At 38.5% G+C, this 19,712-nt stretch carries 25 protein-coding genes, 1 rRNA gene and 3 pseudogenes; 14 read left to right on the top strand and 15 right to left on the bottom strand.

What is annotated here, in order from left to right; translation table 11 throughout:
* The 3 genes and pseudogenes from rrf to ACSC97_RS13745 form a co-directional block, all read left to right on the top strand.
* Positions 1 to 94 (top strand): 5S ribosomal RNA (gene rrf, locus ACSC97_RS13755); the annotation flags it as partial.
* 150 nt (positions 95 to 244) lie between these two features.
* Positions 245 to 388 (top strand): annotated as a pseudogene (locus ACSC97_RS13750) (hypothetical protein); the annotation flags it as partial.
* A 139-nt stretch (positions 389 to 527) separates the two neighbouring features.
* Positions 528 to 2,010: pseudogene (locus ACSC97_RS13745) on the top strand (Ig-like domain-containing protein).
* 59 nt (positions 2,011 to 2,069) lie between these two features.
* On the opposite strand, the gene ACSC97_RS13740 reads toward ACSC97_RS13745, so the two are convergent.
* A complete protein-coding gene (locus ACSC97_RS13740; protein ID WP_004955517.1) occupies positions 2,070 to 2,405 on the bottom strand; it encodes a TIGR01244 family sulfur transferase in 336 nt (111 codons plus the stop codon).
* A gap of 122 nt (positions 2,406 to 2,527) precedes the next feature.
* Between ACSC97_RS13740 and ACSC97_RS13735 the strand changes: the two genes are divergently transcribed.
* The 4 genes from ACSC97_RS13735 to ACSC97_RS13720 are packed head-to-tail and all read left to right on the top strand — an operon-like array spanning position 2,528 to position 4,825.
* A complete protein-coding gene (locus ACSC97_RS13735) occupies positions 2,528 to 3,424 on the top strand; it encodes an alpha/beta hydrolase (RefSeq protein ID WP_004906487.1) in 897 nt (298 codons plus the stop codon).
* Complete coding sequence (gene trxC, locus ACSC97_RS13730; protein ID WP_004960964.1) at positions 3,425 to 3,847, top strand: thioredoxin TrxC; 423 nt, start codon at positions 3,425 to 3,427, stop codon at positions 3,845 to 3,847.
* A gap of 18 nt (positions 3,848 to 3,865) precedes the next feature.
* Positions 3,866 to 4,288 carry an acyl-CoA thioesterase gene (locus ACSC97_RS13725; RefSeq protein ID WP_039047703.1) on the top strand — a complete coding sequence of 141 codons (423 nt, stop codon included), beginning with the start codon at positions 3,866 to 3,868 and terminating at the stop codon, positions 4,286 to 4,288.
* A gap of 48 nt (positions 4,289 to 4,336) precedes the next feature.
* Positions 4,337 to 4,825, top strand: coding sequence for a GAF domain-containing protein (locus ACSC97_RS13720; RefSeq protein ID WP_436661473.1), 489 nt, complete (start codon positions 4,337 to 4,339; stop codon positions 4,823 to 4,825).
* A 38-nt stretch (positions 4,826 to 4,863) separates the two neighbouring features.
* On the opposite strand, the gene ACSC97_RS13715 is transcribed toward ACSC97_RS13720, so the two are convergent.
* The 3 genes from ACSC97_RS13715 to ACSC97_RS13705 all read right to left on the bottom strand — a co-directional run bounded on the left by ACSC97_RS13715 (position 4,864) and on the right by ACSC97_RS13705 (position 6,432).
* Positions 4,864 to 5,358, bottom strand: coding sequence for a nuclear transport factor 2 family protein (locus ACSC97_RS13715; protein WP_436661471.1), 495 nt, complete (start codon positions 5,356 to 5,358; stop codon positions 4,864 to 4,866).
* A 76-nt stretch (positions 5,359 to 5,434) separates the two neighbouring features.
* A complete protein-coding gene (locus ACSC97_RS13710; RefSeq protein ID WP_004955531.1) occupies positions 5,435 to 5,929 on the bottom strand; it encodes a DUF4442 domain-containing protein in 495 nt (164 codons plus the stop codon).
* 14 nt (positions 5,930 to 5,943) lie between these two features.
* On the bottom strand, positions 5,944 to 6,432 hold the full coding sequence (locus tag ACSC97_RS13705) for a YajQ family cyclic di-GMP-binding protein (protein ID WP_004906495.1): 489 nt from the start codon (positions 6,430 to 6,432) through the stop codon (positions 5,944 to 5,946).
* A 90-nt stretch (positions 6,433 to 6,522) separates the two neighbouring features.
* Between ACSC97_RS13705 and ACSC97_RS13700 the strand changes: the two genes are divergently transcribed.
* Complete coding sequence (locus tag ACSC97_RS13700) at positions 6,523 to 6,837, top strand: rhodanese-like domain-containing protein (RefSeq protein ID WP_436661468.1); 315 nt, start codon at positions 6,523 to 6,525, stop codon at positions 6,835 to 6,837.
* A gap of 79 nt (positions 6,838 to 6,916) precedes the next feature.
* Here the strand turns inward: ACSC97_RS13700 and mnmC are convergent, their stop codons facing one another.
* The 4 genes from mnmC to ACSC97_RS13680 are packed head-to-tail and all read right to left on the bottom strand — an operon-like array spanning position 6,917 to position 10,276.
* On the bottom strand, positions 6,917 to 8,824 hold the full coding sequence (gene mnmC, locus ACSC97_RS13695; protein WP_436661467.1) for an FAD-dependent 5-carboxymethylaminomethyl-2-thiouridine(34) oxidoreductase MnmC: 1,908 nt from the start codon (positions 8,822 to 8,824) through the stop codon (positions 6,917 to 6,919).
* A 12-nt stretch (positions 8,825 to 8,836) separates the two neighbouring features.
* Positions 8,837 to 9,334 (bottom strand): hypothetical protein, encoded by a 498-nt coding sequence (locus ACSC97_RS13690; RefSeq protein ID WP_336949764.1) that lies wholly within the window; start codon positions 9,332 to 9,334, stop codon positions 8,837 to 8,839.
* Positions 9,335 to 9,337: 3 nt separating this feature from the next.
* Positions 9,338 to 9,640 (bottom strand): YciI family protein, encoded by a 303-nt coding sequence (locus tag ACSC97_RS13685; RefSeq protein ID WP_004906511.1) that lies wholly within the window; start codon positions 9,638 to 9,640, stop codon positions 9,338 to 9,340.
* A gap of 24 nt (positions 9,641 to 9,664) precedes the next feature.
* Entirely contained in the window at positions 9,665 to 10,276 is a 612-nt protein-coding gene (locus tag ACSC97_RS13680) for a septation protein IspZ (protein WP_004906514.1), read from the bottom strand.
* A 45-nt stretch (positions 10,277 to 10,321) separates the two neighbouring features.
* Between ACSC97_RS13680 and ACSC97_RS13675 the strand changes: the two genes are divergently transcribed.
* Positions 10,322 to 11,173: a PHP domain-containing protein gene (locus tag ACSC97_RS13675; protein WP_436661463.1), complete on the top strand. Its 852-nt coding sequence runs from the start codon at positions 10,322 to 10,324 to the stop codon at positions 11,171 to 11,173.
* A gap of 7 nt (positions 11,174 to 11,180) precedes the next feature.
* On the opposite strand, the gene ACSC97_RS13670 is transcribed toward ACSC97_RS13675, so the two are convergent.
* Complete coding sequence (locus ACSC97_RS13670; RefSeq protein WP_004906518.1) at positions 11,181 to 12,092, bottom strand: bestrophin family protein; 912 nt, start codon at positions 12,090 to 12,092, stop codon at positions 11,181 to 11,183.
* Between the two features lie 38 nt (positions 12,093 to 12,130).
* On the bottom strand, positions 12,131 to 12,871 hold the full coding sequence (radC, locus tag ACSC97_RS13665; protein WP_436661461.1) for a RadC family protein: 741 nt from the start codon (positions 12,869 to 12,871) through the stop codon (positions 12,131 to 12,133).
* 110 nt (positions 12,872 to 12,981) lie between these two features.
* Between radC and coaBC the strand changes: the two genes are divergently transcribed.
* The 4 genes from coaBC (at position 12,982) to ACSC97_RS13645 (ending at position 16,414) form a co-directional block, all read left to right on the top strand.
* Positions 12,982 to 14,238, top strand: a complete 1,257-nt coding sequence (gene coaBC / locus ACSC97_RS13660; protein ID WP_004906522.1) for a bifunctional phosphopantothenoylcysteine decarboxylase/phosphopantothenate--cysteine ligase CoaBC — start codon at positions 12,982 to 12,984, stop codon at positions 14,236 to 14,238.
* Between the two features lie 156 nt (positions 14,239 to 14,394).
* Positions 14,395 to 14,772: a cytochrome b562 gene (locus tag ACSC97_RS13655; protein WP_005403663.1), complete on the top strand. Its 378-nt coding sequence runs from the start codon at positions 14,395 to 14,397 to the stop codon at positions 14,770 to 14,772.
* Between the two features lie 204 nt (positions 14,773 to 14,976).
* The gene (locus tag ACSC97_RS13650) at positions 14,977 to 15,819 is read left to right on the top strand and encodes a methylated-DNA--[protein]-cysteine S-methyltransferase (RefSeq protein WP_436661458.1); all 843 of its coding nucleotides are present in this window, start codon (positions 14,977 to 14,979) and stop codon (positions 15,817 to 15,819) included.
* Positions 15,806 to 16,414 (top strand): alpha-ketoglutarate-dependent dioxygenase AlkB family protein, encoded by a 609-nt coding sequence (locus ACSC97_RS13645; protein ID WP_436661456.1) that lies wholly within the window; start codon positions 15,806 to 15,808, stop codon positions 16,412 to 16,414. Before ACSC97_RS13650 ends, ACSC97_RS13645 begins: the two co-directional genes overlap by 14 nt.
* Positions 16,415 to 16,463: 49 nt before the next feature.
* Here the strand turns inward: ACSC97_RS13645 and secB are convergent, their stop codons facing one another.
* From secB to rsgA, 4 genes are all read right to left on the bottom strand, one after another.
* A complete protein-coding gene (gene secB / locus ACSC97_RS13640) occupies positions 16,464 to 16,922 on the bottom strand; it encodes a protein-export chaperone SecB (protein WP_004906530.1) in 459 nt (152 codons plus the stop codon).
* A 15-nt stretch (positions 16,923 to 16,937) separates the two neighbouring features.
* Positions 16,938 to 17,198 (bottom strand): glutaredoxin 3, encoded by a 261-nt coding sequence (gene grxC / locus ACSC97_RS13635; RefSeq protein WP_004774456.1) that lies wholly within the window; start codon positions 17,196 to 17,198, stop codon positions 16,938 to 16,940.
* An 11-nt stretch (positions 17,199 to 17,209) separates the two neighbouring features.
* Positions 17,210 to 17,626 carry a rhodanese-like domain-containing protein gene (locus ACSC97_RS13630; RefSeq protein WP_004955555.1) on the bottom strand — a complete coding sequence of 139 codons (417 nt, stop codon included), beginning with the start codon at positions 17,624 to 17,626 and terminating at the stop codon, positions 17,210 to 17,212.
* A gap of 95 nt (positions 17,627 to 17,721) precedes the next feature.
* Positions 17,722 to 18,780, bottom strand: a complete 1,059-nt coding sequence (gene rsgA / locus ACSC97_RS13625) for a ribosome small subunit-dependent GTPase A (RefSeq protein ID WP_004955558.1) — start codon at positions 18,778 to 18,780, stop codon at positions 17,722 to 17,724.
* 124 nt (positions 18,781 to 18,904) lie between these two features.
* Here rsgA and orn point away from each other — a divergent pair, with 124 nt between their 5' ends.
* A complete protein-coding gene (gene orn, locus ACSC97_RS13620; RefSeq protein WP_005403665.1) occupies positions 18,905 to 19,459 on the top strand; it encodes an oligoribonuclease in 555 nt (184 codons plus the stop codon).
* Between the two features lie 73 nt (positions 19,460 to 19,532).
* On the opposite strand, the pseudogene ACSC97_RS13615 reads toward orn, so the two are convergent.
* Positions 19,533 to 19,712: pseudogene (locus ACSC97_RS13615) on the bottom strand (IS4 family transposase); the annotation flags it as partial.

Here is a 19,712-nt window from a genome sequence, read left to right as displayed (position 1 = left end):
GAACCACCTGATCCCTTCCCGAACTCAGAAGTGAAACCTCTTCGCGCTGATGGTAGTGTGGCGTTTGCCATGTGAGAGTAAGTCATCGCCAGCTTTTAAATACTAAACACCCCTAACCTAACGGTTAGGGGTGTTTTTTATTGAAATAAAAAAATTTAAAAGCAATCTACAAAATCTCAATTGTTTTCTCCCTATTCCAATTTATGATTGATTTAAATTCATAATTATAAAAAGGAATTCAGCATTGAATGTGATTATCCAGTTGCTAGGTGGTATAGGCCTATTCCTTTTAGGCATGTCTCTGATGACGGATAGCTTAAAAGCAATCGCTGGCGAAGCCCTACGACAATGGTTAGTTAGATTTACAAATTCTCCGATTAAAAAAATATCGTTTTAAATTCGCTCAGAAATTAAATATTGGTTCAAAATTAAATTTTATTTAAACCAAAACTATAATATGGCTTCATTACCTATATTTTCCTAATAATGAAGAAAATTACAATCAAAATGAACATAGGGGAAATGGGGTGTTAAGGAATAAAAAGCAACTAACGTTAAAACTTTCTGCGATTACGATATCTGTTTTATTATCAAGTTATGGTGTTAGTGGGGGGATATTATGGATCAACTGATAATGATTCAAGTGGCGAGTCTGGTGGCGGAGATACAGGTGGTGAAGTCGTTACCCCTACAGTTATGGCAACTGGTTTGAAGATTGAATTAGATAAATTAGCAATCGCAGCGACAAACGGTCAGTTAATAGTAACGGTTCGTGCTTTAGATACTAATAAAGGTGGTGTTGCTGATGCATCAGTTACTTTATCAATCATAGATCCAACAGACAATGTGATCAATACAGGGCTCTCTAAGCAACAAACTGATGAATCAGGAAATGCTATTTTTGTTTTAAAAACACCTCCTACGTCTACAACTTTGTCTGATCTAATTAAGAATGGTTTTAAAATCGTTGTCACAACAAACGATGGCAAATTAAGTCAAGAACAAACAATCGCTGTTACGGGTGCAGATACAACGACTGGTTCAGATACTACGAGTATTGTTTTATTTGATGCAACTAAAACATCTTTAAATGTCCGTGGAGATCAAACCACAGTAACATTGACTGCGGTTGATGCAAATGGTGCTACTTTAGCAAACCAAGCTATTTCTTTAAAAGTAACGAACTCTGCTATAAATGGTGTCAAATTCACCCCTAACGCATCACAAACTGATGCAAATGGTAGAATTACTTATACATTATCGTTTACGGAAGCACAAAGAGCTTCTAGCTATACTGCAGAACAGTTCATAGCTGATGATTTAGTATTTGAAGCGAATTTTGGTCAGTCAACAAAAGTCTATACTTACAAATTGGATATCGTAAACTCTATTGTTCCTAAACCTGTCGGAGCGATTACAGTTGCATATAATCCAACTCAAATTGAGAACTCGGCTGGTGGCGTTTATTATTATCAAAATGTTTCTGTGCAAGTAACCGATGTAGATGGTAAACCTCTACCAAACCAAGATGTGGTGATGGGTGTAAATGCTTTAACTTACAATAAAGGATTCTATGGATTCTTTGACACCAATACTCCGTTAGATGGTAAGGCTGATAAATATCTACCTGCTGAAATTACTCAATGTGTTACGCCATCAATTATTGTTAACAGCGATGGTAAGCAAGTTAATCAGCTAAAACCTGTAAAAGAAGGGCAAACTGTACAAGTTGTATCGTTTATTAATTCTGAAGGCACCCCAGCTACAGATAATAAATACACAACTGATGCAAATGGTCGTTTTGATTTAAAAATTCAGTATCCTAAAATTTATGCAGGATATTTAACTTTACAGTTGTTAGCGGATTCAATTGTAAGTGGTAAATCGATTAGTGGCTCAACTAGTTTTTCTCTCAGCTATTTAGCAAGTGATGTTGATATAGCGAATGGAATTGCACCAAACTTGACAAGTCCGTATGGTGTCTCTTCAAATTGTTTAGACGGTCAATAATTTATAGTTAAATAAAAAACGGCTTTCGAGCCGTTTTTTATTTGCCGATAATTTAAGATTTAATCATCCAATAAATCCATTTGTTTAGCTAATTGATATAAATTATTTGAACGATTACCTGTGCGGCAGAACATTAAAACGGGTTTTGGTAATTCATTAAAATGATTGGCAAAAGTACGAACATCTAACTCAGTCATTTGACCTGATACAACGGGTTGATATACATAATCAAGACCTGCTGAACGTGCCGCTTCTTCTATTTGAGCGCTAGTAGGCTGTTCTGGTCCACCTTCCATATCAGGACGGTTATTGATGATTGATTTAAAGCCTTTTTCGACGACTTGCTCAACATGTTCAGGACCAATTTGACCTGCAAAACCAACATTTTCTGACATCTTGTCACTCCAAAAATAAACAAAACATTTTATGCTCTATCATAGCATTAAGCTTGATCTTGAGTTTAAATGTCTATAGTAAATACATGATGATAAGCAAAAGATAACGCAATGGAGCGCGCATGCACACCTATACAGTTGAGCCGTTGTATGTTCCTAGTGGTGATGAAACGATTGCTGCTGATTTTTATCTACCGAAATCCAACATAAAACCAGCCGTTATTATTATGGCGCATGGTTTTGCTGGATTACGTCAGTTTAAATTAATTCAGTATGCGCAGCGTTTTGCACAAGCGGGTTATGCTGTTATTTTATTTGATTATCGTTATTGGGGCGGGAGTACTGGGAAACCTCGAGAGTTGATCTCTTTAAGTGCTCAATTAGATGATTGGAAAACCATAGTTCAGTATGCATCAAATTGTAAATATATTGATAGTAGACGTATTATCTTGTGGGGAACCTCATTAAGCGGCGGTTATGCTTTAAGTTTAGCGACAGACCTAAAAAACATTCAGGCAATCATGGTTCAAGTTCCGTATGTTGATGGTGCTGAAACAGCGAAACTTTATCCTTTGCAACGCTATCCTGAAGCATTAAAGCGATCAAGTCAGGATTATATGGGCTCAAAAATGGGGCTTGCACCTAAAACACTGCCTGTTGTTGATCAATACAAGCTTTGTTTTTTACCTACATCTGATAGCTACTTTGGATATCATTCAATAGTGAATCCTGATTATTATTGGAGTGGTGAAGTTCCAGCACGTGTATTTTTTAATTTGATGCGTTATCGCCCAATCCAATTTGTACGAAAAATTAATATTCCTGTTTTATTCATTGCTGCTAAAAATGACACTTTAATTCCAATTCAGTCTAGTCGTGAAGCAGCGACCAATATTGCGCCATTTGTCACGTATCATGAGTGGGATATTAAACATTTTGATATTTATCATGGTTCATGGTTTGAAAAAGCAGTCACAACCCAATTAGAATTTTTGCATCAACATATTGGAGTGATGTAAATGATTATAGTCTGTAGTTCATGTGGTGCAAAAAATCGTGTGCCAGAAGAGAAATTAAGTACGCATCCAAGTTGTGGTAAATGCCATCAGCCGTTATTGCCACAACAACCTATTGAATTGAATGAACAAAATTTCAGTAATTTTATTTCTAATACTGATTTACCTGTATTGATTGATTTGTGGGCAGAATGGTGTGGCCCATGCAAAATGATGGCTCCACATTTTGCTCAAGTTGCAACCCAAAATCCATATGTGATTTTTGCAAAGATTGATACAGAAGCAAATCCAAGATTGAGTGCAGCATTTAACGTACGTAGTATTCCAACTCTAGTGCTGATGAACAAAACAACTGAAATTGCTCGAGTGAGCGGAGCATTACGTGCACCTGAACTTCAGCAATGGCTAGAGCAACATTTGAAGTAACATCAAGAGATATTTGATATGACTGAGCGTTTGAACCATCCCGAAGGCACGCTTTCTTTGCAAACGATTGCAATGCCTGCAGATACTAACTGGAGTGGTGATGTTTTTGGTGGATGGATTGTATCTCAAATGGATTTGGCTGGTGCAATTCACGTCGAGCGCTTCAGTAAAGGTCGTTGTGCAACGATTGCAATTAATCAGATGACTTTTTTAGTTCCTGTGAAAGTAGGAAATGTGATTAGTTGCTATACAAAAATCTTGAAAGTTGGTAATACTTCGGTTCAAGTACAAATTGAAGTATGGAACAGTCATGATGATTCGCGTGAACCAGTACGAATTACTGAAGGGGTGTTCACCTTTGTTGCGGTCGATGTAAAGGGTAATAAACGTCAAATTTCAGAAGAAGTTAGACAGAAATTTACAGCAACACTATCGGTTTAAGCGTATTTGCTTGATACGATTAGGGAGTTATCTCGTTAGGATTCAAGCATGGCTGAAGAGCTCATTTTGCAACAAGGCGATAAAGCCGAACAATATCAAAGTATTATCCCTCAGATTAAAGCAATTGTTGAGGGTGAGCCTGACCTGATTGCTAATCTTGCAAATATTTGTGCTGCACTGAATCAGCAATTTGGTTGGTTATGGGTTGGTTTTTATTTGGTTAAGCAAAATGAATTGGTATTAGGTCCATTTCAGGGACCAATTGCCTGTACTCGTATAGCGAAAGGTCGTGGTGTATGTGGTACAGCCTGGCAACAACAACAAGTTATTATCGTTCCTGATGTTGAGTTGTTTCCAGGACATATTGCATGTAGCTCAGCGTCTAAATCAGAAATCGTATTGCCGATTATGCAAAATACGGAATGTGTTGGTGTACTAGATATTGATAGTGATGAACTCAATCAGTTTGATGAAGTCGATGCTAAATATCTGCAGCAAATTATTTCTATTATTGAAACATCAATTTCTCATTCATAAAGGTATAGCCCAAATAGATTTGGGCTATACCTTTATAGCTAGAACATGGTATTACTGTTTTTACTTTGCTCTGGGATGTTTTGAATCACATCCCAATGTTCGACAATTTTTCCATTTTCGACACGGAAAATATCAATAATCGCTCGCCCCCGATCTGTATTATTTTCAGTTGAATGAACATGTAGAACAACTAGGTTTTTTTCAGCAATCGCTTTTTTAATTACATTTTTTGCTGTTGGATTATTGCTAAATTTCTCCGTAAAGAAGTTTACAAAAGGTGCTTTGCCATCGGGAACATTCGGATTATGTTGAATATATTGGTCGCCAATATAGCGATCAGCATATGCTTTAACTTGGTGTTTCAAAAAAACACCTTCATAAAAGTCCACGACAATTTTCTTATTTTGTTCTGATAGCTCATCGGAGAGAGTTTGGTTCGAGCTGTTAAGATGAGTCGTATTCGATGGAATAGAAGAACAAGCAGTAATGATAGTCGTCAAAAATATGATGGGAAAAAAGTAAATTTTTTTCATAATATAAAGCCCAAGAAACAAAACGGTATTTGTATCTTGGGCTGAGTAACAATCTAAAAGAAGTTTAGATCAGTTATTATTTTTTACGTTTGGGTAACCAAGCCCAAAGCATTTGGCATTGGATCGGTTCATTTGCAGAATCATCAATGACCGTAACAGGAATCAGTAGCTCGCCTTTTTCATTATTTGCAATGAACTTTTGTTGATCAGCCGATAATGTTGCAGTTGCAGTTAAACCGCCTTGTGCGACTTTTAAATAATCTACATGTAAAGATTTGATCAATAAAATGCGATCATCAGGTACATGTAAACCTGTTAAAAATCCAGTTGCTGTCTCAGCCAATAAAGCCATAGCTGCCGCGTGTACACCCTTAATATGATTTTGCATATTACGTTGGTTTTCAATGCGAACAGTCACATGATCTTTATCTACTTCTAAATAGCGTATGTTCGCTGTTCCTACCATCGGAACAACACGACCAAATGCTTTGCTCCATAAGGTACTACGGATACCTTTAGGGAATTTAGAAGTGGTTTTAACTAACGTATAAAGACGGTTATCTTTTGCCATAGCGAGCCTATTGCTTAGTCTTTGAAATTATTAAATTGCAGTGGCAGACCAAATTGTTGTTCACGTAAAAAATTCATGACTTGTTGCAACGTATCACGTTTTTTATCAGTGACGCGGATTTTGTCCCCTTGGATAGAAGATTGCGCTTTGATACCACTTTCTTTAATGGCTTTATTAATTTTTTTTGCAGTATCTGAGTCAAGTCCATCTTTGAGTTTGACCACTTGTACTACATGTTTACCTGATGCAGTGGCTTTTTGTGGATCAAGCGCTTGTACATCAACTTTACGTTTATAGAAATGATTTTCAAGCATGGTATAGACTTGTTCACATTGGAAATCACTTTCAGTCGAGATTTTAATCTCTTTATTTTTCTCATTTAACTCGATCGAAACGTCTTGTCCGCGAAAGTCGAAACGTGTACCAATCTCTTTTTGCGTGTTTTGTACCGCATGATTGACTTCAAATAACTCTAATTCAGAAACAATATCAAAAGAAGGCATGGTTAGACCTTTACAAAGGGAAAGAATATTTGAGATGCTAAGGGTGTTTTCTTCATTTGCCAAGTGTTGTTTACATCAAAGGAGTGCGCAATGATCCGTAAACAAGAAATTACAACATTTGAGTTCCCAAAGGACGCGATCATTTGGGATGTCCGAGATACCAAAGCGTATTCAGAGGCTCATGTCAAAGGGGCAGTAAATCGTCCTATTGCTGAATTAACTGCGGATAGTTTGACTCAAGTTGCAGCGGATCAGCCGATTTACATTTTATGTGGTGGTGGCAGTAAAGCACCACGAGCAGCCGAACTTTTAGAAGGTCTAGATAGTTCACGTGAATACGTCGTTTTGATGGGAGGTACTCGTGCAGCACGTGATGCTGGTTTACCTCTTGTAGAAGGTGTGTAAATGAAAAAAGTTTGCCAAAATACATTTGTGTTTTGGCAAACTCAAAAATAAATCAAATTCTCGATTTAAAATTTAAAAACTATATTTGCTTCGAATAATACGGTTTCTTCACTTTTACTTTTTTTTGGAAACGTAACGGATTCAATTTACTTAGTAAAGATTGTGGAGCGGGACAAAGCTCACCCAAGACTAATGCAGCTAAAATCTCACTGCATAATGGTGCAAATAAAAATCCTTTAGAACCTAAACCTGCAAAAGTATAAAGTTCACTGTTTGATTCCATTTTCCCAACTAAAGGAAAATAGTCTGAACTCTGCGCCCGAATAGAAGCACGACCTTGCCATATGTCGATAGATGGAAGTTGTTCAGCAAATTGTGGGAAGACACTGTGGATAAGTTCGTAATTATGCACATGGTCTTCGGCAAGAACATCACTATCGTCACGGTTAGGGTAGAAGGATGCACCTAAAATCAATTGAGAGTCATCTAACTGCATACAATAACCACCATAGCTATAAGCCTGATTCAAGGCCAAAGGCTGTACGGCGTTATCCACCCAACTGACTTGCCCTCGAATAGGCTTCAATACAGGATAGTTTTCAAATAAGGCAGCACTTTGTTTTGCACAACACACGACGACGTGATCTGCTACCGAAATTAAGTCCTGATCTTGCCAAATTTCTGTTTGCACTGATTTTGATTTAAGACGAGAAACTTTGGCTTTTTTTATGCTGATATTTGGATGTTTTAAAATCTCATCACGCAATACATGAGGAGAAACTGCGCCAGCTTGCTGCAATATCAAACTTGGATAGCGAGTTTCGAGTGTTTGATCAGTGGAATGAGCTGTTCCGAAAACTAATTCTGGATATTGTTGTTCTAGTCCAAGTAGCTCATCGGCATTTTTTATTGCGATCTGTTCTACTTGGATTGAACGGAATGCTTTAAATCGTGAATAAAAGTTTAAAGCGTGCTGCCAGCTTAGAGTCATTAAATGTTCATGAGCTTGATCAATTGGACACAGCTTAGGATTGAGTAACGCAAGAGGATTACCAGAAGCACCTGAAAGTGGTTCATTTTGCTCGTAAATCATCACTTGATGTCCACGCTGAGCAAATGCCCATGCGGTGGTCAAACCTGCTATTCCAGCGCCGATAATGGCGATTTGCCGTTGCTTTAGTTGCGTTGTTTTAGGTAATGCTGCTGGAAGCTCTTGGAGCGCCTCTGATTCTTCACTTTCATCATGTGAGCAGTCTAGCCAAATGGCTTTTAACATTTCTCGTTTGTGACCAAAGCCTCTAGGTCGGCTGATTTGGATCCCGTGTTGTTTTAGTCCGCGTTTAAGAACCCCCGCAACGCTAAAGGATGCAAAGGTCGTTCCGTACTCGGATAAACGCACAATATGATTTAATACATTTTCTTGCCACATATCAGGGTTACACGAAGGCGCAAACCCATCGAGAAACCAAGCATTGACTGATTGTGTTTTTGGGATATTTGGGAAAATGTCCTGCGCATCACCGAGCCATAGATCGATGCTAAATCGCTCTTCGGGAAAACTCAGGCGATGACAACCTGCAATCGGTAATGGGTATTGTTGTACTAGTTTATCTGCAAGAGGTTTAAGCTCATCCCAAACACTAAGCGCACGTATGAGATCAGCTTTACTGAGAGGGAATTTTTCAACACTGATGACATGTAAATGACTGTGATTATCAGGGCGAACACTTTGCCAAAGTTGCCAAAGGGTAAGAATATTGAGTCCTGTACCAAAACCCGTTTCACCTACACAGAAATACTGAAAGTCACAGAGTTCTGATAACCGTGTACTAAGATCATTTCCATTTAAAAACACATGGCGTGTTTCGAGTAAACCGTTATCTTTAGAAAAATACACGTCGCCAAATTGTTTAGATATGGGAACTTCGATACCATCAACGAGTTCCCAATCTAATTCAGCTGTTTGAAGTTTTAATGTTTGTGACATGAAGATTTATATTTACCACTGACGACGACGTTTGGTATAGACATAACTTGCGATAAAGAAACCTAAAATTACCCCGACAGCAATCGTCATTGCACCATATAAAAACATCTGAGCACTGCGTTCACTTTGTAGAACTTGGACTTGTACAGTCAAGTTATCATTTTTTAATTGCAATTCTTGGTTTTGAGATAGAGCTTGCAGATTTGCATGTTCAAGTTGTTTCAAGCGTGTTGCTTGATCTTGAATCATGGCTTTGACTTTTGCATCTTGTTGTTGTTTGGCTTTTGCAATTTGTTCCGCAGTCAACGGCTTCGGCGCTGTAGCCGTTGTTGTATTGTTTGTGGAGCCGCCTGTTGTTGCTGTTGCAGGTTTAGGTTGTACAGTTGCAGGTGTAGTAATGAGGGTTGTAGGCGCAGCCGCTGTTGGTGCTGATGGCGTTGTTGGTTCAACCGCCCAAGTCGTTGAACTGAGTAAACATAAAGCGAAAAAGCTTCTCACTGAAACTTGCATGATTTACCCTTTTGGAAAAGCTTTGTTGAACAATTTCACTTCGATATCAGCATATATCCCTTCTTTTAAGAACGGTTCATCTTGGATCCATGCATCGAGAGCTTCACGACTATCAAATTCGACAATAATCGTGCTACCTAAGAATCCTGCTTGAGGATTGTTTGGGTCTTTAGGATGAGCGCCCGCTGCGATCAGACGACCTTCATCATCTAATTTTTGTAAGCGTTCTAAATGTTGAGGTCGTGTTGCTAAACGTTTTTCTAGAGTACCTTCACGATCAGTACAAGTCAGCACAAAATAGGGCATAGCTGTAGCTCAATAACTTTAAATTTAGTCTGTGGTTTTAAAATGCTTTCTTAAGCAAAACAGTATAACAGCAAGGTAACTGATAGAAACGATAATATCGCCAAATGCGGTGAATTCGCCCCAATATTTGCCTTGCATAAAGATAAAACCGAAGAAAAAATGTAGTGAGGCTAATAAGAAGAATTGCCCACACCAAGCCCAGTTTAAACGCATCCAACCTTGAGGACTTAACTCAAGTAACGAACCTAATAATTTTTGGATAATTGGCATCCGTTCTTTATTGAATAAAGGCGTGACTAAGAACCCGATACCTATTCCAATATTGATGATGACAGCTTTCATTTTAATGTAAGTTACATCACTGAAAATTAAAGTGATTCCTCCAAAAATAATGGACATCACCACAATAAACCATTGCATTTTTTCCAGTTTGAATTTTTGGAAAAAGAACAAACAGCCATAAACCACTAAGGTTGAAATAAGAAGCGCGCATGTTGCAACAAGAATATGATTTTGATCAGTATTTCCTGCGCTACCCACCAATTGGAGAAGGGGATGTTGACTATCTTTAGGATCGGTCGTTTTATAAAAGTAGAAGAAGATAATCAGCGGAAGGTAGTCGAGCAACGCTTTCATGTTACAGTACGATGATGAAATAGGTCAGATAGCATAATACAAACCATGTTCGGTGTCGATTTACATACTCATACTCACATTTCTGATGGTACGTTCTCTCCTGAGCAACTGGTACAGGCTGCTGTCGATTTGAAAATCCATATGTTGGCTGTAACTGACCATGACACTATGGATGGTTTAAGCTCTGCACGAAAGTATGCTCAAGATCATGATATTCAGATTATTTCTGGTGTTGAAATATCGAGTCAGTGGTCAAGACCAAACACGAAAAAAAGCTATGGTGTGCATATCGTGGCGCTGAATATGCAAGATGAAACACCGATCCAAGCTATGCTTGAAAATCAGAAAAAAGTCCGTGCGGAACGAGCTAAGGTCATCTGTGACTTATTAGAGAAATGTATTGATTTTGATATTTATCCAGATGTAATTGCGAAGGTTGATGGGCAAGCAGATCGTGTAACCCGAACGCATATCGCTAAAACATTGGTAGAGAAAAATATCGTTAGTCGTCCACAGCAGGCATTTGACCGTTTCCTAAAAGAAGGAAAAAAGGCTTTCGTAAAATTTGAAGGATTAGGCTTAAAAGATACCATCGATGTCATACATGCGAGTCAGGGTTTTGCTGTATTAGCTCACCCAACGCGCTATGATTTATCTGCGACGAATATCAGATATTTAATTGAATTATTTGCCGAGGCGGGAGGAGATGCAGTGGAATTACCTCCAAGTATAGAACCAGCTTCGACACGTCAAATGGTTGATCGAATGATTCAGCAGTTTGATTTAGCTGTTTCGATAGGCAGTGATTTTCATGGGGAAAATATACCGTGGATTAAACTGGGTAATACGCCACGAGTAAAAGAAGGGCAAATTGGAATTTGGGATCGTTTCCAATAATTCTACCTTACAATAAGTTGTGATCATGTGCCTGTATGGGCGGTGGAGTAGGTCTGCCCAGCGTGCTTAACAGTTCAATTTCAATTGAACGTACCATCGCATCTAAAGGTAAGTCATTGCTTTGCGTTCCAAAAGGTTCTTCAATTTCTGTGCTCAGCGCATCGAGTCCCAAAAAGGTATAAGCTAAAATTCCGACTAAGAGCGGTGTGACTAAACCAAGTAAAGAACCTAAGCTAAATGGCAGCATAAAACAGAAAAAATAAACAGTTCGGTTCAATAAGACCGAATAAGCAAAAGGAATAGGGGTATTGGCAATACGATCACAACCTGTTTGCATCTCACTTAAAGCTGCGACATGACGGTTCATTTGTGTATAAATGACATCGGAAATTTCACCGTCTTTCAGCGCTTGCAGTAATTCCCATTGAATTAGACTTAGTGTGTATTGCGGAGCATTATGTTGTTGGTAAAGCTGATTCAAAGCTTGCTGACTCAAACCGCTGGTTTCGGTCAGTTCAGTTGGGTTGGCTGTTTGGTGGCGTAATCGATCACGCAGCACATTCGCAAAAACAATCACATTTTGAATGATTCTTTCACGTCTGGCTTGTGCCAACACTCGACAATCTCGATCAAAATGACGTGAAGTCGCAATTAAAACACCCCAAAGTTTACGTGCTTCCCACCAACGGTCATAACACGCCGTATTTTTGAAACCTAAGAAAATCGACAGTACAACGCCGATCAATGTAAAACCAACCAATGGAATTTCAGGAAAACGATACAGGTCAATATATTCAACTCCGCCAATAATTGCAGAGATCAACATCACAAAACCTAAAGAGGGTAAAATTTTGGGTAAAATCGTCCCGCGCCATGAGAATAAAACTTTAAAAATGCTAGGCTGGTCGCGGACAATCATGTTATTTGAATCATTAATTTTATCTGTTGATGTTCATGTTAGATGGGCGCTTTGTCAAGATCAGATTGCTTGATTTTAATAGGGTTGAGTAGTTGTTGTTCAGTAAAAGAAAAATAGCCATCAGGTGAAATAATAAAGTGATCAATCAAATGAATTTCAACTAATTTACAAGCTTGTTTGAGTTGTTGAGTAAAGTAGATGTCTTCATTTGAAGGTTGAGCTATTCCGTAGGGATGGTTGTGTGCAACGACGATTTGACAGGCTTGTTGTTGAATTGCATAGCGTAGGGTCTGATTCAATGAAACGCTACATGAATGCTGCGAACCGTAAAATAGTTTTTTGAAATGAAGCTTCCTCAGTTCTGCATCTAAACACAGAACAGCAAACACTTCTTGTTTTTCACCTAGAAGTTCATAACGTAAATAATCCAAAACTAAAGAAGAATGATCTAAACATAGTCGTTGTTGATGAAAATAGTTATTCAAATAACGTCGTCCTAATTCTTTGACTGCCATGAGTTGCGCATATTTGGTTGACGCGATGCCATTAAATTGGGACAAGTCTTCTAACGAAGCATCAAAAATTGGGTTCAATCCTCCAAAATGCTGAATCAGGATACGAGAAAGTTCAACAGCTGAGTGTTGTTTTGAGCCAGAGCGGAGAAAAATCGCTAGTAGTTCAGCATCCGATAAACTTTGAGGTCCTTGCGAGAGTAAACGTTCTCTTGGTCGTTCTTGTTCGGGCCATGCTTTAATGGATTGTTTTATAGGTTGATTCATTTTTATTCACATAATTTTTTTATGATGATAATTTTTCCAAGTGCATCACTTGGGTATGGCGATATTTAATGATATTGTGAGCGCCACTGCAACAGAAAGGTACCCTGTTTGTGAGCTTTGATCTGAGTGTAATTCCACATAAAAACATTATATTAGCGGTTACGGGTGGTATTGCTGCCTATAAAAGTGCCATTTTAGTACGCCGTTTAAAAGATTTTGGTTTCGATGTCCGCGTGGTCATGACACATGGCGCACAAGCATTTATCACACCTTTAACATTTCAAGCCTTGTCAGGGAATCCTGTACATACTGAGCTACTCAACCCTGAAGCAGAAGCAGGTATGGGACACATCGAGTTGGCGCGATGGGCTGATTTAGTGTTAGTCGCTCCAGCAAGTTGTGACACGATTGCAAAATTTGCCAATGGTTTGGCAGATGATTTGCTCAGTACGTTATATTTAGCGACGAAAGCCCCTGTCTGGGTTGCACCTGCTATGAACCAACAAATGTGGGCAGCAAAAGCAACGCAACGCAATCTACAAACTTTGGTTGAAGATGGTGTGCATGTCATTATGCCTGATGCTGGTGAACAAGCTTGTGGAGATGTTGGTCTAGGTCGCATGCCTGAACCTGAGGATTTAGCTAAACAAGTTGCAGCTTATTTTCATAAAGCGCAGCGTGCAATTGCCGAGAAATTTGGTTTACTCGCTGGCAAGCGTGTCACTATCACTGCGGGTCCAACGCGTGAAGCAATTGATCCTGTCCGTTATATTTCTAATCACAGTACAGGAAAAATGGGCTTTTCTTTGGCAGCAGCATGTTATGCGGCTGGTGCGAAAGTCACTTTAGTTGCAGGTCCTGTCAGTTTAGATACACCAAATGGTGTTGATAGAATTAATGTGAAATCTGCTATGCAAATGCTTGATGTCAGTATGAATCAGCTCAAAGAAGGTTGTGATATTTTTATTGCAACTGCCGCTGTTGCTGATTATCGAGTTGCTGAAGTTGCGGAACATAAAATTAAAAAGTCTGGAGATGAACTTGCAGTTTCATTGGTTAAGAATCCAGATATCGTAGCGACCATTGCACAGCAACAACAGCGTCCATTTATGGTGGGCTTTGCCGCTGAGACGCAAAATGTTGAAGAATATGCTGCAGGTAAATTGGTTGCTAAAAAACTAGACATGATCGCATGTAATGATGTGTCTCGACCTGATATTGGTTTTGCTTCTGATGAAAATGCAATGACAGTATTTTTCGCTCAGTCATACCATATGGAAAAGCGTGAGTTAGAGAAAGCGTCAAAGCAAGAGATTTCGCAACAGTTGGTAGAAGCAATACATGATGCTTTACTACAGAAGTCGTAAATAAAATAGTTTTACTTTTAATTAAAATGCAACGAAATCGTTGCATTTTTTATGTATTCTAAACTTACGTCGTCATCTGACCTACAAGCACAACTGTGTGCGATGTCAGTCTGTACGTGAACTCAATTATAGCCACAGTTTTGATAGGACATCCTGATGATTAAAAAAACTTTAGCCACTGCACTTATGTTGTCATGTTTTAGTTTGAGTAGCCCAGTTTTTGCTGGTGGTTTATCTGATGATATGAAAGTACTCGGTAAAAACTACAAAGCATTCAATCAGGCTGAAAATCCACAGGCGGCAACAGCTGCTTTAAATAATATGCGTGCAGCAGCAGTCCATTCAAAACAGTATAAGTTGGCCTCACATTCAGCTGAAAAAGTTCCGACATCAACAGCATTATTTGAGCAAATTATTGTTGAAATTGATAAGGCAAAAGCACTTGTTCAAGCAGGTAAGTTAGACGAAGCAAAAAAACAAGCGAAGAAAATTGCAGATTTACGTGATCAAGGTCATAAGCATTATATGCATTAATTTATTGGGATTTAGATCAATAAATCTAAGCGTGTATTGTTAAGTCGAGCCAGTAGTTTAGTGATAAAACTGTACGTATTAAGCGTGCAGTTTTTTTATGTGCATTCATTTATATTGAATGAAAAAATAAACTGAGCATGATTCGGATTTTCATCAAATTTCTAAATTGATACAGTGAAACGATGAATGATGAGAGCTAATCCTATGTCCTCACAACAACATTATCAGCGAATTGCAGAAGCGATTGCTTATATACAGAATAATTTTCAAAGGCAGCCGCAGCTTGATGAAATAGCAGCACATATTCATCTTAGTTCAGCACATTTTCAGCGCTTATTTACTGAATGGGCGGGTACCAGTCCGAAGAAATTTCTACAATATATCAGTATTGAACATGCAAAGAAGATTCTGAAGCAACAGCAGGGCAGCGTATTTGATGCAACATTTGCTACAGGATTATCGAGTACCAGTCGACTACATGATCTTTTTATTCAAATAGAAGGTATGACACCTGCTGAGTATAAATATGGTGGGCAGCATTTAACGATTCATTATCAGTTTTCTGAAACACCATTTGGTCAGGTGTTGATTGCATCCACTCAGAAAGGCATTTGTACACTTCGATTTGTAGAAAATACAGCTGAAGCATTAGCATATTTAAAAGAGCAATTTCCTCATGCGATGTATATTGAACAAGTTGACGCTTTTCAAGAAGCTGCATTGAAGTTTTTTCGGCAGGATTGGGAACAACTCCCGATGATTAAATTACATCTCAAGGGCACACCCTTTCAATTAAAAGTTTGGCAGAGCTTACTCAAAATTCCAATGGGGCAACTTTCGACTTATGGACAACTTGCCCAGATGATCGATCATCCCAAAGCAGCTCGTGCTGTTGGAACAGCAATTGGTCATAACCCGATTGCATTTTTAATCCCTTGCCATCGGGTGATTCAGTCGACTGGTGCTATCGGTGGATATGAGTGGGGAACAGTTCGTAAAACAGCTATTATTGGTTGGGAGGGTTCGCAGACTCATGCAATTATTTGATATTGAAGCAGATCCAGCAGTGAACTATTTACCCTACGAGGGGACTGTTCATTATTATGGTAAAGTTTTAAGTAGTTTAGAAGCAGATCACTATTTCGAAATGCTTATGAAGAATATTGCATGGGAAAACGATCAAGCGATTATTTTTGGTCGAAAAATTATAACTAAAAGAAAAGTCGCTTGGTATGGTGATCGAGGCTTCGAATATACGTATTCCAACATTAATAAATATGCTTTGCCTTGGACTATAGAACTGATTGAGTTAAAAACCTTAGTCGAAAAATTAACAGGTGAAACATTCAATTCTTGCTTGCTCAATCTTTACCACTCTGGAGAAGAGGGAATGGCTTGGCACAGTGATGATGAAATCGATCTTATCAAAAATGGTGCAATTGCTTCTTTAAGTTTTGGAGCAGAACGTAAATTTGCGTTTAAACATAAACAAACCAAAGAAAAAGTTGATGTGTTTTTAGAACATGGCAGTTTATTAGTTATGAAAGATACGACACAGACATATTGGTTACATCGTTTACCGCCAACCAAAAAAATATTTACACCACGGATTAATCTTACCTTTAGAACGATTGTTGAGTAATAAAAAAGGACTGATATTCAGTCCTTTTTTACAGCTATCGCAATAACGATTATGCTTGACCTTGAGCATCTGCATCCGCTTGTAAGCGTTGCATGTTTGCTTCAAATTCTGCATCAAAGTTAATTGGTGTAAGTAACAATTGTGGGAAGCTACCCTTTGTTACTAAATCATTTACCGATTCACGTAAGAACGGGAACAAGATATTTGGGCAGTAAGCACCTAAGATATATGGAAGACGGTCTTCTTCAACGTTATCAACCAAGAAAATACCTGATTGAGTAACATCTACGATGAACGCCGTTTCATTTTCATTTGTTGCTTGAACTACAACTTTTAATGATACTTCGTAATGATTTGGGTCAATTTTTTCTGCAGCAGAAGATAAATTGATATTGAGTTCTGGTTGCCATTGTTTTGTAAATACTTGCGCGCCAGGAACCTCAAAAGAAATATCTTTAGTATAAATACGTTCTAATGCAAGTTGTGGTTGAACTTGTTCTTCGCTCATTGTTTTTCCTTAAAGTTAAGCTAATAATTGGTCGAGTTTACCTTCACGCTCTAAAGCATAAAGTTGATCAAAACCGCCAATGAATTGGTCTTTGATAAAAATTTGAGGCACTGTACGGTGGTTAGTACGTTGCATTAACTCAATACGAACTTCAGGTGCTTCATTTGAAAGATTAATTTCTTTAAAAGCAACGCCTTTACGCTCAAGTAATTGTTTTGCACGTACACAGTATGGGCAAGACAGCGTTGAGTAAATTGTGACGTTTGGAGTTGTCATCTTATTGCTCCTTAAGCTTTGGTTTTACTTTTAACTAAGGGTAAGCCTTGAGCTTTCCAGTTGCTGATACCACCATCTAGACGATAGCTATCTGCATGCGCAACTTTTTGCAATGCTGCACCCGCAACTTGACCTAAGTTACAGATAAATACCAATGGACGATCACTTGCTTTTAATTCATCTACATGACTTGTGATTTGGCTATATGGAATGTTACGGCTACCGCTGATGTGACCATCACGGAAATCTTTCGCATCACGAAGGTCAATCAGCATGGCATTTTTTGCTTTAACCAAAATACCGAGTGATTGCGGTGAAATTTTACGACCATTACGTTGTCCTTCTAAAACAAAGAACAACACGATCAATACGCCGAGCGCACCAAATAAGAAGGGGTGATTCCCCATAAACTCTAACCAGCGTTCCACAAGTCACCTAAAGTTAAAATCAAAATTGATCCTGAGTATAACGTATCTCTATGGTGATCAAAATCCTTAGTTCAAGGGGGAATGATCGAGAAAAGTTAACTTTTTTGTTGTGCTTCTTGAATTTCATCAATGAGGCGTAAATAACTGTCAAGACGGCGCTGTAAGATTTCACCTTGATCAACTGCTTGTTTCAATGCACAATTTTTCTCATGCGTATGGGTGCAATTACGGAATTGGCAGAGACCAAGATGTGATTCAATTTCAGGAAAACCTGTGCGAACTTTTTCTAAATTTAGATGCCATAGTCCAAACTCACGAATCCCAGGAGAATCAATCAATGCGCCGTTTGATCCAAATTTAATCAGACGTGTTGAAGTCGTGGTGTGTTGACCAAGGGCTGAGTTTTCTGAGATTACATTGGTTTTCTGTGCTGCATTTGGGACGATGGTATTGATCAATGAGCTTTTACCTACACCTGATTGCCCTACAAAAGCCACAGTTTCCTTGTCCAAGCGTTGAGCAAGTTCAGTCAAATCACCTTGTGATTGGCAGATCATGGTTTCATAACCCAAGGCTTCATATTCACTGAGTAAATTTAGAATAGGATCATTTTCAGTGAGTAAGTCTGATTTGTTGAGTACCAATAATGCAGGAATATTGGCATCAGCACAGGCAACCAAATAACGATCAATCAATGTTGGTGCAGGTTCTGGCAATGGTGCAAATACAATCACAATCAGACTAATGTTTGCTGCCACAGGCTTAACCTTATGATATCGGTCTGGGCGAGTCAGTAGAGATTGTCTAGGATAGATTGCAGTAATGATCCCTAAACCTGTATTGGGATCTGCTTGCCATTTGACGCGATCACCAGTGACCAATAATTCGAGATTGGTACGAGTATGGCAACGCCAAACACTATCCAATTCAATTGGTTTCCAGAATGGCTCAGGCTCACCATCTTGAACTTCTGGTTTTTCTGGATGTTGATCAGGTACAGAGAGCGCTTGTACTTCGAGTTGACGACCATAATGCTGAACAACTAGCCCATCCAAATCTTGTGATGTGTCAATGTCGTCTTGACGAGATTTGTGCTGTTTCTCAATACGACGTTGCTGTTGTTCGGTTAAGCGACGTTTACGAATTAAAGCCATTCATGTCCCAAAAAATCCATACATTTAAGACCGCAAAAATAGCATGAAGCCACTATAGAATTACAGCCAAGAAGTAATTAATTTGCTACTATTGATGTTTTTAAGCACTTTAGAATCACGATCTATGAGCAGCACCCCAGATACACGATTAATTTGGATCGACCTAGAAATGACAGGTCTGGATACGGATAACGATAAGATTATTGAAATCGCAACAATTATTACTGATGATAATCTTAATATTCTTGCTGAAGGTCCTGTTTTAGCGGTTCATCAATCAGATTTGATTCTAAACGCAATGGATGAATGGAATACCAAGCAACATGGTCAATCAGGTTTAATTGAACGTGTACGCCGTAGCAAATTGTCTGCGCAAGATGCAGAACAGCAGACACTTGAGTTCTTAAAAAAATGGGTAAATCCAAAATCATCACCAATGTGTGGTAACTCAATTTGCCAAGATCGCCGTTTCTTACACCGCCTGATGCCTGAACTTGAACAGTTCTTCCATTATCGTAATTTAGACGTATCTTCAGTCAAAGAGTTGGCGAAACGCTGGAGACCTGAAATTATGAGTGGCTTAAAGAAAAATGCCTCGCATTTGGCGATGGACGATATTCGTGACTCAATTGCTGAATTAAAATATTACCGTGAATATTTTTTTATTATGAATAAATAACTCATGGCTTATCTTTTATAAGGATGCCATTGAAATATAAAAGGAGCTTCGGCTCACTGCTGTCCCACAAATATCACAAGAAGAACCTCAATTGAGGTTCTTCTTGTTTTCGCCATTTTTTATCAGGCACAAAGAGTGAACTTAAAAGTTTCCTTTCAAATAAATTGACCTGAATAATTCTCAGTAAACGCTGAACACTCCATCCTTCTTGTGCCATGTGTTTAGCGAAGTTCACCAGCAAATAGGCAATTAA

It is taken from the genome of Acinetobacter sp. P1(2025) (assembly GCF_051390655.1).
Lineage (GTDB): Bacteria > Pseudomonadota > Gammaproteobacteria > Pseudomonadales > Moraxellaceae > Acinetobacter > Acinetobacter junii.
The sequence above is the reverse complement of the archived record's forward strand: the minus strand, read 5'-3'. Positions and strand labels throughout refer to the sequence as shown.